Origin of the sequence: Pedobacter sp. GR22-6 (genome assembly GCF_037402555.1) — a bacterium.
In the GTDB taxonomy this organism is placed as follows: Bacteria; Bacteroidota; Bacteroidia; order Sphingobacteriales; family Sphingobacteriaceae; genus Pedobacter.
This window is the reverse complement of record NZ_JBBEUC010000003.1, coordinates 136,210-152,142: the sequence shown is the minus strand read 5'-3', so window position 1 is coordinate 152,142 and position 15,933 is coordinate 136,210. Positions and strand designations below refer to the sequence as shown.

11 protein-coding genes are annotated in these 15,933 nt (G+C 44.6%); 5 read left to right on the top strand and 6 right to left on the bottom strand.

From position 1 onward, the window contains the following. Positions 1-215 precede the first annotated feature (215 nt). The 3 genes from WAE59_RS14435 (at position 216) to WAE59_RS14425 (ending at position 2,694) form a co-directional block, all read left to right on the top strand. On the top strand, positions 216-389 hold the full coding sequence (locus WAE59_RS14435) for a hypothetical protein (protein WP_337856685.1): 174 nt from the start codon (positions 216-218) through the stop codon (positions 387-389). A gap of 206 nt (positions 390-595) precedes the next feature. Beyond that, the gene (locus WAE59_RS14430; protein WP_337856684.1) at positions 596-973 is read left to right on the top strand and encodes a BlaI/MecI/CopY family transcriptional regulator; all 378 of its coding nucleotides are present in this window, start codon (positions 596-598) and stop codon (positions 971-973) included. Beyond that, on the top strand, positions 970-2,694 hold the full coding sequence (locus WAE59_RS14425) for a M56 family metallopeptidase (protein WP_337856683.1): 1,725 nt from the start codon (positions 970-972) through the stop codon (positions 2,692-2,694). The genes WAE59_RS14430 and WAE59_RS14425 overlap by 4 nt, the downstream gene beginning before the upstream one ends. Before the next feature lie 119 nt (positions 2,695-2,813). Here the strand turns inward: WAE59_RS14425 and WAE59_RS14420 are convergent, their stop codons facing one another. The 4 genes from WAE59_RS14420 to WAE59_RS14405 form a co-directional block, all read right to left on the bottom strand. Beyond that, positions 2,814-3,584 carry a succinate dehydrogenase/fumarate reductase iron-sulfur subunit gene (locus WAE59_RS14420; RefSeq protein ID WP_337856682.1) on the bottom strand — a complete coding sequence of 257 codons (771 nt, stop codon included), beginning with the start codon at positions 3,582-3,584 and terminating at the stop codon, positions 2,814-2,816. 9 nt (positions 3,585-3,593) lie between these two features. Next, a complete protein-coding gene (locus tag WAE59_RS14415) occupies positions 3,594-5,573 on the bottom strand; it encodes a fumarate reductase/succinate dehydrogenase flavoprotein subunit (RefSeq protein ID WP_337856681.1) in 1,980 nt (659 codons plus the stop codon). Between the two features lie 16 nt (positions 5,574-5,589). After that, positions 5,590-6,270 (bottom strand): succinate dehydrogenase cytochrome b subunit, encoded by a 681-nt coding sequence (locus WAE59_RS14410; protein WP_337856680.1) that lies wholly within the window; start codon positions 6,268-6,270, stop codon positions 5,590-5,592. A gap of 197 nt (positions 6,271-6,467) precedes the next feature. Beyond that, positions 6,468-7,991, bottom strand: a complete 1,524-nt coding sequence (locus tag WAE59_RS14405) for a trypsin-like peptidase domain-containing protein (protein ID WP_337856679.1) — start codon at positions 7,989-7,991, stop codon at positions 6,468-6,470. Between the two features lie 156 nt (positions 7,992-8,147). On the opposite strand from WAE59_RS14405, the gene dapF reads away from it, so the two are divergent. After that, complete coding sequence (gene dapF / locus WAE59_RS14400; protein WP_337856678.1) at positions 8,148-8,942, top strand: diaminopimelate epimerase; 795 nt, start codon at positions 8,148-8,150, stop codon at positions 8,940-8,942. A 5-nt stretch (positions 8,943-8,947) separates the two neighbouring features. Here dapF and WAE59_RS14395 read toward each other — a convergent pair whose 3' ends face one another. Both WAE59_RS14395 and WAE59_RS14390 read right to left on the bottom strand, forming a co-directional pair. Beyond that, positions 8,948-11,227: a helix-turn-helix domain-containing protein gene (locus WAE59_RS14395; RefSeq protein WP_337856677.1), complete on the bottom strand. Its 2,280-nt coding sequence runs from the start codon at positions 11,225-11,227 to the stop codon at positions 8,948-8,950. A 23-nt stretch (positions 11,228-11,250) separates the two neighbouring features. Beyond that, complete coding sequence (locus WAE59_RS14390) at positions 11,251-13,065, bottom strand: DUF4153 domain-containing protein (protein WP_337856676.1); 1,815 nt, start codon at positions 13,063-13,065, stop codon at positions 11,251-11,253. Positions 13,066-13,179: 114 nt separating this feature from the next. On the opposite strand from WAE59_RS14390, the gene WAE59_RS14385 reads away from it, so the two are divergent. After that, complete coding sequence (locus WAE59_RS14385) at positions 13,180-15,933, top strand: TonB dependent receptor (RefSeq protein WP_337856675.1); 2,754 nt, start codon at positions 13,180-13,182, stop codon at positions 15,931-15,933.

Genomic DNA, 15,933 nt, shown 5'->3' with positions numbered 1-15,933 from the left:
TTCACTTTCGACGAACAGGCATTTTTTTTCTACCAAATTCCCCGATTGGGCAATGAATCACAAAACTACGCTTTCTGCCCGTTGATCTAGAATAACATGCCCTTGGTCTAAAAGATTTTAGCAGTTTTCCAATTATGATTCTCTTTGTTTCATCAAAGGGAGCACAATATGCTGCTAAAGATTTAAAAGCAAGAAATACCTTAAAAAAAACGATTATGAAAAAGCTAACAAACGTATCTCCATTTTTATTGTTACTGGTACCTGTATTTATCATGGTATTGCTTACGCTAACTAAAAGCAATGGAACTCAGCGAGACGAAATGGCTAAAGCTTCGACAACAAAAGGTACGCTTATACAGGTAAGCAATCCCCTGTCCAAATCTTTATAATCTCTGTAGCAAATAAAGTTTAGTTTTTAGTTATAGTAAGCAGTGGCGGTCATGTCTGAACCGCCATTTGCTTTTTACCAAAAAAAGAAATCGACACAATTATTTTGAAAACTAAAATATTAGTTTTAAGTTTGTACTAAATCTTTAGTTATAGAAAAATATTGCGCAGTATTTTGATAGGCAGAGGATTAGAAAATAACAACAACATGGAAATAAAAGACTTGACAAAAGCAGAGGAACAGATCATGCAAATCGTATGGCAGATAGAGAAAGGATTCGTTAAGGAGGTTATCGACTTACTACCTGAACCTAAACCCGCCTACAACACCGTCTCCACCATCATCCGGATTCTGGAAGTTAAAGGATTCATTGGACATACCGCTTTTGGTAAAGCACATCAGTATTATCCTCTGATCAGTAAAGAAGATTATAAACGTCATGCTACCGAAAAATTGCTCGACGGATATTTCGAAAATTCTGTAGAAAGCATGTTCTCTTTCTTTGTCAAAGAAGAGAAACTGGACCTTGGTGATGTTGATGAAATCCTTAAAATGATTAACAAACTTAAAACTAAACCAAAATGAGTTGGGCACATTACATCCTTCAAGTCAATATATACCTCGTTGTATTTTATGGCTTCTATAAGTTATTGTTAGACAAAGAAACTTATTTCATCCTGAACAGGATTTACCTGGTAGCAGCGGGCGCACTGTCGCTTGCCATACCTTTTCTACGATTTGAATGGTTTACCACGCAACCTGCTGCACAGACGGTTTATACCGGTGTAGACCAGTTGAACATGCTCGTGGTCGCCGTGGCGGAACCCGCAACTGAAAAATTAAGCCTGGGCAACCTCATCGTGATCATTTACCTGATCGGGATCGCAGTTTTCAGCATCCGGTTTATCCTGCAGCTATTCTCCGTCCGGAACTTATTTAGACAAGCCGGCAAAGGGACCGCATTCTCTTTCTTTAGCAAAAAAATGGTAGACGAACAACTTCCCGGTTTTGAGACCATACACAAGCATGAGGAGATACACATCCGTCAACTGCATTCATTAGACGTGGTCTTTTTTGAAATTCTTGGCATCATAACCTGGTTCAATCCTGTAACCTACCTGTACAAAAAAACGGTGAAGAACATCCATGAATTTCTCGCTGATGAAGAAGCAGCCAAATTTCAGGGCGACAAAGAGGAGTACGCTATGCTGCTCCTGAGCACCGCTTTTGGTGTTGCGCCCAGCACACTAACCAATAACTTTTATGCAAAATCACTAATCAAAAAAAGAATTTATATGCTACACAAACAACGCTCCGCAAAAACGGCCATACTCAAATATGGCCTCTTTGTACCCCTTTTTGCAGTTACCCTCCTGATGTCTTCTGCAACCATTAGAAATAATGAAAAAATCCAGCAGGTCGCAGATGAAATACCTTTGGATATGGTCAAAGAAACCGTAGAAAAAACCATCATTGCTCCCGTAACTAAAGCAGTCGGGGTTTCCGTTCCAAATGCTGCAAAAGCGAAAAAAATTGCCGCAGCACATACAAGCAGTGCAGACTGGAGCGACTTCTATCGCTTCATTGGAAAATATGTCAGATATCCCCTACAAGCAATGCAGAATAGCGTAGAAGGCAATAGTCAGGTAAAATTCAGTATCCGGAACGGTGAAATTGAGGGTCTGGGAATCATTGGAAAACCAATTGGTACCGGCTGTGACGCTGAAGTAATGTCTAAATTGCTCGCGTATAAAGACTACAATACAAAACCAGATGGTAATTACATGTTTGTCGTATCATTCCGCCTGGAGCCTTCAAAACTTCCCAGGGATCAGGGAGCTACCCTCACACTGGACGGCTATACTTTACTCGACAAGGTAGTGATCATGGGATATGCACCGGATGATAAAGGAAATGCAAAGCCTATCCCCCTAAATGAGGTCAATATCCGTACCGGCACAGCCCCGCAGAACAATGATGAAAAAGTATATGATTTCACTACTTTAGAGCAGCATCCGACTTTCCAGGGCGGAATGGATAAATTCTATAAATTTCTCGGTGAAAATGTCCGCTATCCTGCATATGCCCTGGAGCATAAGATACAAGGAAAGGTATTTTTATCATTTATCGTAGAAGTCGACGGAAGTCTTTCCAACATTAAAGTGGACAGAAAACTTGGAGGGGGCACAGATGAGGAGGCCATAAGAGTTCTTGAGCTCAGCCCGAAATGGATACCTGGTGTTCAGAATGGGAAGATTGTACGTGTCAAATACAATATCCCGATCGGCTTCTCGCTGTCTAAGTAAATTGTTCGGATGGCTACCTGGCAAAACTAATGCCCTTAAATAACGCACAAACACAAAACGCCGGCTAAAATTAGCCGGCGTTTTGCATGTAATACCCTTGTCTCGTTGGTATAAATCTATTAAATATCTTCCTCAGATACAAATTTTGCAGAATAAAAGTCGCGGTTCATGCGGGCAATATTCTCTAAAGAAATTCCTTTAGGACATTCAGCCTCACAGGCTCCGGTATTCGTACAGTTTCCAAAACCTTCCGCATCCATCTGGGCAACCATGCTCTGAACCCTTCTGTAGCGCTCAGGCTGTCCCTGTGGCAATAAGGCCAACTGAGAGATCTTCGCAGATACAAATAACATCGCAGAAGCATTCTTACAGGTTGCTACACAAGCACCGCAACCGATACAAGCTGCTGCCTCAAATGCCGCATCAGCCTGAATCTTAGGGATCGGCAGGTTATTCGCATCCTGCGCATTACCCGTATTCACAGAGATGAAACCACCTGCTGCAATAACACGGTCAAACGCAGTACGGTCTACTGTTAAATCTTTAATTACCGGAAAGGCTTTTGCCCTCCATGGCTCTACCACGATGGTATCACCATCCTTGAAAGAACGCATGTGCAGCTGACAAGTAGTCACCAGGTCTTTAGGTCCGTGCGGACGTCCGTTGATGAACATCGAACACATTCCGCAGATACCTTCACGACAATCGTGATCAAATACGATCGGTTCATCACCTTTGTTGATCAATTGCTCGTTCAGCACATCGAACATCTCCAGAAATGACATATCAGGCGAAATATCAGACAACTTATAATCTACCAAAGCACCTTTGTCTTTGTTATTTTTCTGACGCCAAACTTTAAGCGTCAAGTTCATATTTCCTGTACTCATGATTATGTCCTATTTATAACTTCTTTGTGCTACTTTAATATTTTCAAACTTCAGCTCCTCTTTATGCAGCTCAAAGTTTACGCCTTCTTTGAATTCCCAGGCCGCTACGTAAGCGTAGTTCTCATCGTCACGCAGTGCTTCTCCCTCTTCTGTCTGGTATTCTTCCCTGAAGTGACCTCCACAACTTTCGTTGCGGTTTAATGCATCGATACACATCAACTCACCCAACTCGATGAAATCGGCTACACGGCCAGCTTTCTCCAGTTCTGTATTGAGTTCATCTACTGCACCCGGTACACGTACATTGCTCCAGAATTCAGCACGAAGTGCGCGGATCTCTTCGATCGCCTCTTTCAAGCCTTTCTCATTACGTGCCATACCACATTTTTCCCACATGATATGTCCCAGTCTCTTGTGGAAATGATCTACCGATTTTGTTCCCTTAATATTGATAAGGGTATCCAGAATTCCTTTTGCCCTGGCTTCCGCTTCTACGAAGGCCGGATGATCTGTCGGAATTGCTTTTACTGAAATCTCTTTCGATAAGTATTGTCCGATGGTATATGGCAATACGAAATAACCATCTGCCAATCCCTGCATCAAGGCAGAGGCACCCAAACGGTTGGCTCCGTGATCAGAGAAGTTGGCCTCTCCTGTACAATACAAACCAGGTACACTGGTCATCAGGTTATAGTCTACCCAAAGGCCACCCATGGTATAATGTACCGCAGGATAAATCCGCATTGGTGTCTCATACGGGTTTTCACCGGTGATCTGCGCATACATGTCAAATAAGTTACCGTATTTTGCTTTAATTACCTCTGTACCCAAACGCATACAGGTTTCTTTGTCTGCGTGGTGGTTACCGGCTTTTGCTGCTTCGATCTTACCATAACGCTCTGTATTGGCTTTAAAATCCAGGTACACCGCCAATTTGGAGGCACCTACACCATAACCCGCATCACAACGCTCTTTCGCTGCCCTTGAAGCCACATCGCGTGGCACCAGGTTACCGAAAGCAGGGTAACGGCGTTCCAGGTAATAATCTCTTTCCTCTTCAGGGATATCAGAAGCCTTACGGGTATCGTCTTTTTTCTTAGGCACCCAGATTCTTCCGTCATTACGCAGTGATTCCGACATCAAAGTCAACTTACTCTGGTGGTCACCGGAAACCGGGATACAGGTCGGGTGAATTTGCGTATAGCAAGGGTTTGCAAAATAAGCACCTTGTTTATGTGCTTTCCATGCAGCAGTAACGTTACTGCCCATAGCATTCGTCGACAAGTAGAATACGTTTCCGTAACCACCTGTTCCCAGCACTACAGCATGACCAAAATGGCGTTCGATCTCTCCGGTGATCAGGTTACGGGCAATGATCCCGCGTGCCTTACCGTCGATCTTTACCACTTCAAGCATCTCGTGACGGGTAAACATCTCTACCTTACCCATACCGATCTGGCGCTCCAGTGCTGAATAAGCACCTAAAAGCAATTGCTGACCAGTTTGTCCGGCAGCATAAAATGTTCTTTGTACCTGTGTACCACCAAAAGAACGGTTGTCCAGCAGACCGCCGTATTCCCGGGCCAATGGCACACCTTGTGCCACACACTGGTCTATAATGTTGGCGCTGACCTCTGCCAAACGGTGAACGTTGGCTTCACGTGCACGGTAGTCACCTCCTTTTATTGTGTCGTAGAACAAACGGTAAACACTGTCACCGTCATTCTGATAGTTCTTAGCTGCATTGATACCACCCTGGGCTGCAATCGAGTGCGCCCTTCTTGGAGAATCCTGGAAGCAGAAACATTTCACTTTATAACCCATTTCAGCTAAAGTAGCAGCTGCCGAAGCACCCGCCAGACCAGAGCCTACAATGATCACCTCTATGGTTCTTTTGTTAGATGGGTTCACCAAAGGCACAGAAGACTTAAACTTCGTCCATTTACCGGTTAATTCGCCTTCTGGTATATTTGAATTAAAATCTGACATATCTTTTGTGCTAAAATTATTGAATTAGACCCAGGTACATGGCTACAGGCATTGCAGCAAAGATCAAAGAAATGAGAATGGAATACCATACGCCCACGGCTTTGATGATCGGTGTATATTTCTTATGGTTCCAGCCTAATGTCTGAAAAGCAGAAGCAAATCCGTGAAGCAAGTGATAAGCCAGGGATACCATTGCCAGTACATACAGTACAACAATCAATGGGTTCTTAAAAGTTTCCACCATGATGATGAACATATCGTCGTGACCATTTGCATCCAGCGTAGGGATTCCTGTAAACCTGGAGATTACCCAGAATTTAGAAATGTGTACGATCAGGAAGATCAGCAGCAAAGTTCCCAGTAAGCCCATGGAACGGGAATACCATTTGCTGTTTGCCGATCCTGCAGTCACCGCATATTTAACCGGTCTCGCTGCCTGGTTTTGAAACACCAACCTGAAGCCCTGAACGATGTGTAGCAAAAGTCCTGCAAACAAAACAACCTCCATTGCCCTGATGATCCAGTTGGTCGCCATAAAATGCGCGCCCATATTAAAAGTCAAACCGCCATCATTTACAAAGATCAACGAGTTGAGAAAGCAGTGTACTACCAAAAATGAAATCAAAAAAAGGCCTGTAATGCCCATGATCAATTTTTTTCCTATTGAAGAGGAAAACGCGTTTCCGAAACTAGCCATTTATATCTATTTTAGTTTTGTCATGCAAAAGTATTTAATAAAAGAATTAATTCCTGAACCCTTTGCATAAAAAACCAACAAATAAGCTATTTAGAAACGTTCTAAGACACTTCTCCAATGGGATAGCCGAACTCCATAAACAGACAGGGCAGTGATAAAATCATCACTGCCCTGCAAGAATTAGAATCTCTCTTAATTTAGTCGATGCTATAAGTAAACTTACCTCTGGAGGTCACGCCAGTAATCGTACTGATCCCAGCTCTTGAATTGGCAAGTGCTGCCTCTACATCTTTAGCACTGTTCACCGCTTTGCCGTTTACTGAGGTAATCAGCAAACCTTTAGCATTCGGGAAGGACTCAAAAGCTTTACCAGGCTCCACATTGGTTACAATTACCCCTCCGCTCACACCATATCTGCTTTTCAAAGCTGCTGGTGCTGGTGCAAATGAAGCGCCTAGTTTTTCTACTTTGGTACCGCCGGCACTGGCAAGTTCTGGTTTATTGCCTGAAACACTGTTTTCACCTTTCAAGGTTACACTGGTGTTTTTCAACTGACCATCTCTCAGGTAAGTCAACTGCACCCTGTCGCCAGGACTCAAACGTCCGATTTTCTCCTGAAGATCAGGTGAATCATAAATGGTTGCTCCTTCTACTTTTTTGATGATGTCGCCTTTTTGCAGACCAGCAGCAGCAGCTCCACTTCCAGGGATCACATCGGTCACATACAGACCGGTGATGTCTTTAACATTTAGTTTCTCTGCCTGATCAGCATCTAAGGCCGCGAAAGTAACACCAATATATCCACGTTTCACCGCTCCGTATTTCCTGAAATCATCCAGGATTTTTTTAGCCAGGTTCACCGGGATCGCAAAACCATAACCTACATTGGTACCGGTCTGTGAAGCAATTGCAGCATTGATGCCCACCAATTCACCATTGGCATTTACCAATGCACCGCCACTGTTTCCAGGATTGATGGCCGCATCAGTCTGGATATAAGACTCGATACTATTGTTAGTCGGCATTTTCCCTGTTCTCTGGTATTCTTCATACTCCTCTTCAGTAGGCTGTGAATTCCTTGCCAGGATTCCGATGTTACGGGCCTTAGCACTCACGATACCAGCCGTTACAGTAGTCTGCAAATCTAAAGGGAAACCGACTGCCAGTACCCACTCACCAATCTGCACATTATCAGAGTTACCCATTTTCACGATCGGAAGGTTAGTGGCTTCTACTTTGATCAGGGCCAGATCCGTATTTGGATCTTTACCGATCACCTTAGCGCTCACTTTACGCCTGTCTGATAAAACGACTTCAATTTTATCCGCATTGTCCACCACGTGATTATTGGTTACAATGTATCCATCCGGTGTCAGGATTACTCCTGAACCTGAAGCTGCCCTCGGAGCACGCTGCATCCTTCTGCCACCGCCACCAAAGAAATCCTCGAACATATCGAAAGGAGAACCACTTTTATCTGCTGAGCCACCGCCTCCGGTATACGAAGTTTTAATGTGAACTACCGCAGGCGAAACAGCCGCCGCAGCCTCTACAAAATCAACTGCTCCTGTAGAGGCAATTTTCGGATTGCTTGCAAACAATACGTTTTGTTGCTCCTGGAACGATAAACTGTCATTTTTTGGCTCTAATAATTTGTAGCCACCAATTGCAGCTGCACCCCCTATAAATGCTGCCGCCACCATTAATCCTATTCTTTTCATTTATATATTGTTTTAATTCGTTAACATTTAGAAACTCATGCGAGTCTCATTTTTACAACTACAGTTATTTTCTTTTCAATGACTTAGTCAAATTTAATACCATATCAACGATATTTGCATCTGTATTAAGTCATGAATACTGTTAAAAAATGTTAAATGAGCCAGTTACGTACACATTTCTATAAATACCAGGGTGCAGGAAACGACTTTATCCTGATTGATCACAGAAGGAGCCCAATCGCAAATATTGATTACGATAGGGTAAAACAGCTTTGTGACAGGCGTTTTGGCATCGGTGCGGATGGATTGATGTTTTTAACCAGCCATGCGGATTACGATTTTGAAATGCTGTACTTCAATGCAGACGGTCGACCAGGTAGCATGTGCGGCAACGGTGGTCGCTGTATCGTAGCTTTTGCCAAACACCTCGGTATCATCGACAAAGAAACTAACTTTCTGGCAGTCGACGGACCGCACTATGCCAAAATTTCAGCAGAAGGCAATTGGGTAGAGCTCCAAATGATCGACATTGATAGCATCAGCAGGGACGGCGAGGCTTATGTGCTGAATACAGGCTCACCTCATTACGTAGCTCAGCAAGCTGACCTGAAAGATTTCGACGTCTACCAGGAGGGCAAAGCCATAAGGAACAACAGCACGTATCAGGAGAAAGGCATCAATGTCAATTTTGTGGAAGAGCAAGCTGATCATCTTTTTGTACGCACTTTTGAACGGGGTGTGGAAGATGAAACCTATGCCTGCGGAACTGGAGTTACTGCGGTTGCGTTGTCTATGGCCAAACACCATAACCAAACCGGACACATTCAGACACCCGTTAAAGTACTTGGCGGCGATCTCAAAATCATTTTCGATTACGACGGACAAAGATTTACTAACGTATTCCTTTGCGGACCAGCCGAGCAGGTATTCGAGGGCGAGATAAATTTCTAAATCGCTTATTCTCTGTCCGCCAGGTGGGCTGCCACACCAATTTTGATTTCACCAAAGCTGAACTTATTTCCCAGGTGAGACCGGATCGGTGTCATATTCATCGTCTGCAAAACCTTTATGGCCTGTAAAATTTTCTCCAGTTTTTTCGCCCCGAGTATATCGGCGGCATCAATCTCCTGCAAAGCAACATAATGCGCCAGGTGCCCCTCGATCGTACCTACCGCCATCTTACGTTCAGCAGCAATTTCCGATATGGACTTTCCATCCTGAAACAATTCTAGCGACAGTTCCTTGGTATCAGGTTTCGCATCTTTATCTTTTGGTGCCTTCGCTTTGCTTCCTTTTCCTTTCTTGTCCGTGAAATCCAGTTTACCAGACATCGCATATACTTGCTCCATCTGTGCCGCGCGCTGTGCCTGATTGAGCAGGCCACTGACATCTTTCTTCGTAAATTCTTCACCATTAATGATCGCCCTCAGCAATGCCGTTGCCTTGCTGATCTTCTTCACCTGCTCGTAAAAAAGCGCCTCCATCTCCAGGAGTTCCGTTAGGTAAGCCAGCACCTGCTTATCCTGTTTTACCAATTCCATCCGTTCAAAAATGCTTTTGGAGAAACCATGGAGCAGTGGCTTAAAGTACTGTTCGGCAGCCGTAGCACGATCCAATAAGACCTTCTGCCCCTCGGCACTACGGTCCTGGTACAAACGCTGGATCTGCCCCAGAAATTTACTGGCATGTGCTTTTAATTCCGACAAATCTTTCAATAATTGCCCTGCCCATTTTACGTGTTTCTGCTTCGCCGATTTGTTGATGTCTTTGGTATAGGAATGTACATGCTCATACACATAATTGTCCAATGGCGTAAGATCAAAACATTGTAGGAGATAACTCCTTAAAAACGTTTCACTCTCTGCCTGGATCCTGGCTTCCAGTTCCGCGACCTCCTGTTTATTCTTAGAAAAGAAGGATACATTCTGGTCCTGCCTGATGCCTGTCCCCGAAATCTGCGAAGTGAGGATCAGACCGTCGAGGGAGCGGAGCCTCGATAAAGCAACATAGATTTGTCCGGGCGCAAAGGCATTGCCAATATCGATAATTGCCTTATCAAAGGTAAGCCCCTGACTTTTGTGTACCGTAATGGCCCAGGCCAGTTTCAGCGGATATTGGGTAAAAGTTCCGATCAGTTCTTCTTTGATCTCACCTGTCACTTTATCCGTGCTGTAGCGGATATTCTCCCACTTGTATTTCTCTACCGTGATTTTTTCATTGTTTCCTTCAGTCAATACTTCAATCGCATCGGGTTTTAACTCGGTCACCGTTGCGATCTTTCCATTAAAGTAGCGCTGCTCTCCTGTAGCATCATTCTTAATGAACATCACCTGCGCACCGACCTTCAACTCCAATTGGTATTCAGCCGGATACGAAAATTCACTGAACTCATCCTCTATTTTAGCCCTGTAGTTCTGCGAACCTGCTTTTAAGGCTTCCAGTCTTTCTTTATTGATCGTGTCCGCCTTACTGTTATGGGTCGTTAAGGTGATGTATTTATCTTCCAGAGAAGGCTTAAAATCTGCCTTATAATATTTGCGGAGCAATTCCATGTCTGCCGCAGTTACCTGATTGTTCCGCAGGTTATTCAGCAGATCAATAAATACACCGTCCGCCTGCCTGTAGATCTTCTCCAGTTCGATGTACACCGGAGGATCATTTTGCAAGGCCAGGGCATCAAAGAAATAGATGCTTTTATAATACTGACCTAGCAGATTCCATTCATTGGATTTTACTACGGGTGGCAACTGGTGCAGATCGCCAATAAACAACACTTGTACTCCACCAAAACCGGCATTGTTTTTCCGAACATAGCGCAGTACCATATCGATCGCATCCAGCAGGTCTGCGCGGAGCATACTCACTTCATCTACGATCAGCAGCTCCATGTCCATGAGCACCTTCCGCTTGGCGGCAGTCATGCTCATATTCCGGATCACAGACCTCGGTGTATTGTACTGCTGGTCGTAATGGTCGCCATCCGCAGCCGGTGCTTTAGGCAGATAAGTACCAAAAGGCAATTGAAACAGGGAATGAATCGTTACCCCCGAAGCATTGATCGCAGCAATACCTGTCGGCGCAGCAATCACAGCTTTCTTATGGGTAAGCTCGATTAAGTTCCTCAAAAAAGTGGTCTTACCGGTACCGGCCTTTCCTGTCAGGAAGATGTGTCTGGAAGTATAATTAACAAATCTGGCCGCTAGTCCGGCCGGATTAGCTGTTTCTGAATTCGACATTCTGCAAAGTTAGCAAGAATTGACTACTTAAACCTAATCAGCAGCATTCCCTTGTAATTTAACCAGCGGGCCATCACCTGGTCATCGACCTCATCGATTTTCGTGTCTATGCTCGAAAAAACCATAACTGCAGTAAAACCGCTAAATACGGCTGCATCCGAGCTCAGCTGAGCCTGACTCAACTCATAGGTACGGTAACTTTTGGGCTTGACTTTCAGCTGCCCGGCTTTAATGAGCAAAGAGGCTTTTCTTGCAATCTTTAAGACATCAATTTCCTGCGCAGGCTCTACACCGGCAGTCAATTTCACGCGGCCCCCTTCTCCCACTTTCTGTAACTTTAAAGGCAGGCCATTGACTTTCACTTCCGTCTCCGGAGCATATCCTTCTATCGGAATTGCCAGATCAAAACCCTGGACATTTACCATTGCCCCTCCTGCAAGTATCAGCTCCACATTATCAGAGTAAGAATTCTTTTCTTTCGCTATTTTCAGAATCGCATAAGCGGAGTCTATTTTGTCGTTTTCTATACCATACCTGGACGATTTGATCATTTTCGTCTCCATTTTATCTTCCAGCGCCTCCAGATCTCTTTTCGTAAAGTCCTGAAGGGACTTCAATCCGTGATTGCGCACCAGATAGTAGATCACTTCACGCTGCTCCGCTACATCTTTTGGTGCTTTCGAATGGATGATCTTTTTTAGACGCAGACGCTGCGAGTAACGCGAGACAGAAAATGCACTCTGAGGGCCGTATACGGCCAGTAAAGACAACAAGGACAAACTTATCGGGATCATCATGATGTTCTGCTTTCTGCTCAGCAAAAAGTAGGCAGTAAGTAAGGTCAGCCAAACCGCAAGCACAGTCAGGATGTATCTGGATTCAGTAATCCCATATATCCCCACCCTTTTCCATACGGCCAGCAAAAGCAACGCCACCAATGGGATCATCATCACATAAAAGAATTTAGAGAACAGCCTGATCCAACCATAACCTTCTTTGTCTTTGATCGGGTAGATGAGCAAAAGTGACAGGATCCCAAATACGGAATATCCGAGGATCAGCAATGACACCATCCCTTTGGGCAACTGCCATTCCAGGGCAATCTTTACTTCATAAACGAGTAAGATCAGCAGGTAAATGCTCATCAATGGGATTAAAACATATTGCGTGAACACCTGCAGTCCCCTAGGATAAGAATGATCCTCTTCCAGGGCTTTGAGATCCAGAGGCAAACCTGCCAGGAAGAATACTGTAGCAAATCCCGCAGTTACCAAAGCAAACAACCTCACGTAGACATTCGAACTGATGTCTGCGTTGAAAAGCGCATTGATCGCTGAAAGGGCAATGGCCAGTCCGGCAAACAATACCCCGGCATACAATGCTGAGATCAGGAACCTCAGAAATAAGGTTTTGTTATATTGCCAAAAGCCATTTAAACTGCTTTTACCGATAAATGGTGCGAAAGCCACCAGCAAGTGAAAAGAAAAAGCCAGCAGGGCGATCCGATAAATATCGGCCTTGTACAGTTCAGGGTGCAAAAGGAAATAAAGTCCTGCGCAGACGAGCACAGCAAGCAGCCGCAAAAACCATTGCCTTCTCTTACCCAATTTATTCACTTCCGCATAAAGATCCACTGAAAGCAGGAGCGTCAGCGCCAGATTGGAAACACAGATGAAACGAATAGCAGGACCTATATTGTCATCTTCCCCAGGCGGATCTACTGCATACCACCACGCGGCCGTAGCCAGTAGTGCTAAAAGGACTTGTAAAGGAAAACGCTTCAGTACAGCAGCAAAGCTGGACCATAGGGACTGGAGAGATGGCAATTTAATTTTCATAGCAGATCGATTCCATGAATGTAATCATTAAGATTTCAATATTAACAAACATTAACATTTTAATCATTGAAGCGCTAAATTGTTTAACCTAACTTGCGAGCGTAAACTAAAATCATGAAGTATTTACTGTTAACGCTTTCACTTTGTGGCATCATCTCAGGCGCATTTGCACAAAATGGCTACACCATAAAAGGTAAGATCACCGATACCGCCGGGACACATCAGATGCTGAACACAACCATCGCCCTGCTCAATGAAAAAGACTCTACATTAGTTGGTCATACCCGCGCAGATGCAGAAAGCAACTTTTCTATAACCAAACTCAGAGCAGGCAAGTTTATTCTACTGGTCACTTATCCTGGCTATGCAGACTATGCGGAGAATTTTGAGCTCGACAGTCTTCATCCTGCTAAGGATTTCGGCAACATTAACCTCTTTCTAAAAGCAGCATTACTCAATGATGTCATCATCAAAGGCAAGGCTGTTGCCATCAGGATCAAAGGCGACACCACAGAGTACAATGCCGGGAGTTACGACATACGCCCCAACGATAAGGTAGAAGACCTCCTCAAACAGCTCCCGGGAATACAGGTAGACAAAAATGGAAAAATTACTGCCCAGGGCCAGACCATCAATAAAGTACTCGTCGACGGAGAAGAGTTTTTTGGGGACGACCCAACGCTCGTGACCAGAAACCTAAGGTCTGATATGATCGATAAAGTACAGTTGTATGATAAGAAAAGCGATCAGGCCACCTTTACCGGGATCGATGATGGACAGAAGGAGAAAACGATCAACCTCAAACTGAAGGAGGACAAGAAACAAGGCTATTTTGGCACACTGGCAGCTGGCGCCGGAACCGACAAGTTTTATGAAGCAAGGGCAACCGCCAATATTTTCAAGAATAAGCAAAAAATGGCCTTCGTCGGGGGCTCGGGCAATACCGGCCAATCTGGCTTTGGTTCCGGACAGCGCATACAGATCGGTGGCGATGACATGGCTTCGGGGGAAGGGCTGGAAAATTTCAATGGCGGATACAATGGCCGGGGAATTCCCAGCAGCCATACCGGGGGCTTCCATTTTGAAGATGCCTGGAATGCCAATAAAAGAGCCATCAACACCAACCTTAAACTAGGTTCCTCCGGCGTAAAGGGCAACAATAATACCCTAAGCAGAAACACCCTGCCAACCGGAGTGATCAATAGTGAATCTGACGAGGATTTTGACAACATCATGTTGCAAAAGAATGTAGATGCACGGTATAAGCACGAGTTTGATTCTACTTCAACCATTACCCTTACGGTTTCTGGCGGACTGGCAAATTCTAAAACACGCAGTGACTTTAAGTCGACGAACACGCGGGGCGACAATAGCCTGATGAATACCGGGATACGCAACATCAATAATGAGGGAGATGAAAAAACATTAAATGCCAGTGCATTTTGGGCCAAAAAGCTGAAGAAGAAAGGCAGAACAATCTCTATCAATGTCAGGCAAAGCCTGGGCGACAGTCGATCAGATGGCTACCTGTATGCACTCAATGAATTCTACGACGTCAGCAGTCAAAAGGAAAATCAAGACCTGGTAGATCAGTATAAGGTCAATAGCACCATCCGCAATTCATTCAGCAGTAATGCTACCTATACAGAACCGCTTTCCAAAACGCTGGCACTCACTGCTAACTATGGGCTGAACCTAAACAACAGCAATTCGAACCGAAGGTCATTTAACCAATCGCCTACAGGAAAATACGATGATCTGGATGAGAACTTCAGCAATCATTTCAAACTGGATGAGATCAGCAACCAGGCCGGGGCATCCATCAATTTCAATAAAGGAAAAACTGGCCTGACGGCAGGCACCCAGATCCAGGCGGTCAGATTCAACCAGGTCGACGTTAATGCCAATAAATCCTACAGACGCAATTTCATCAATTGGTTCCCTCAGGCCAATTACCGACTCAAGATTTCCCAGCAGCAAGGCTTGTCACTGGGCTATAACGGCAGCACTTCCCAACCTAGCCTGGAACAAATTCAACCCATCCGGGAAAATACTGATCCACTAAACGTTATTCTCGGAAACCCGGACCTGCGCCCCTCTTTTTCCAATAACCTCAACCTAAGCTATTCCTCATTTAAGATGCTGAGCGAACAATATTTCTATGTGCAGGCAAGCTATAACAACACTTTCAATCAGATCACCAACAACACGGTAACGGATCCGACAACAGGCAAAAGCAGCAATCAGGCCGTCAACATCTCCAACAAAAATCCAGATGGATTAACGGTACAAGCCATGCTTAGCAGGAAAATCAAAAGCCTGGATGCACACGGGGGAATCGAATTTACATTCATGAGTTCCAACAGTTATGGAATGATCAACAATACACTCAACGAGAGTAAATTCCTCGATATCTATGGAAACCTATCTCTGGCAAAATACAAAAGCGGCGCCTATTCCTTCCGCTTTGGCGCAGGACCGGCCTGTACCGTATTGTCGAATTCCCTGCAAGGTACGAGAAGTCAAAACTGGGGCGTAGATGCCTCCGGAAACTTCTCTGTAAACCTGCCCGGAAAAATCGAAATTGGCTCGGATGCAGTGTATGCCTACAAGACCAAGACAGAAGCCTTCGACCGCAACCTCAACCGATTCAACTGGAATGCCAGCATCAGCAAGAAATTCCTGAAAGCGGAAAACCTGAGGCTTAGCCTGCGGGGCAACGACCTTCTCAATCAGAACAAGGGCTTCAACCAAAGTATCAATGGCAACATGATCGTACAAAACAGGTTCAGCAACATCAACCGGTATTTCCTGGGCAGCATCATCTGGGATTTCAACAAAATGGGTGCAGCCACAAAAACACAATAA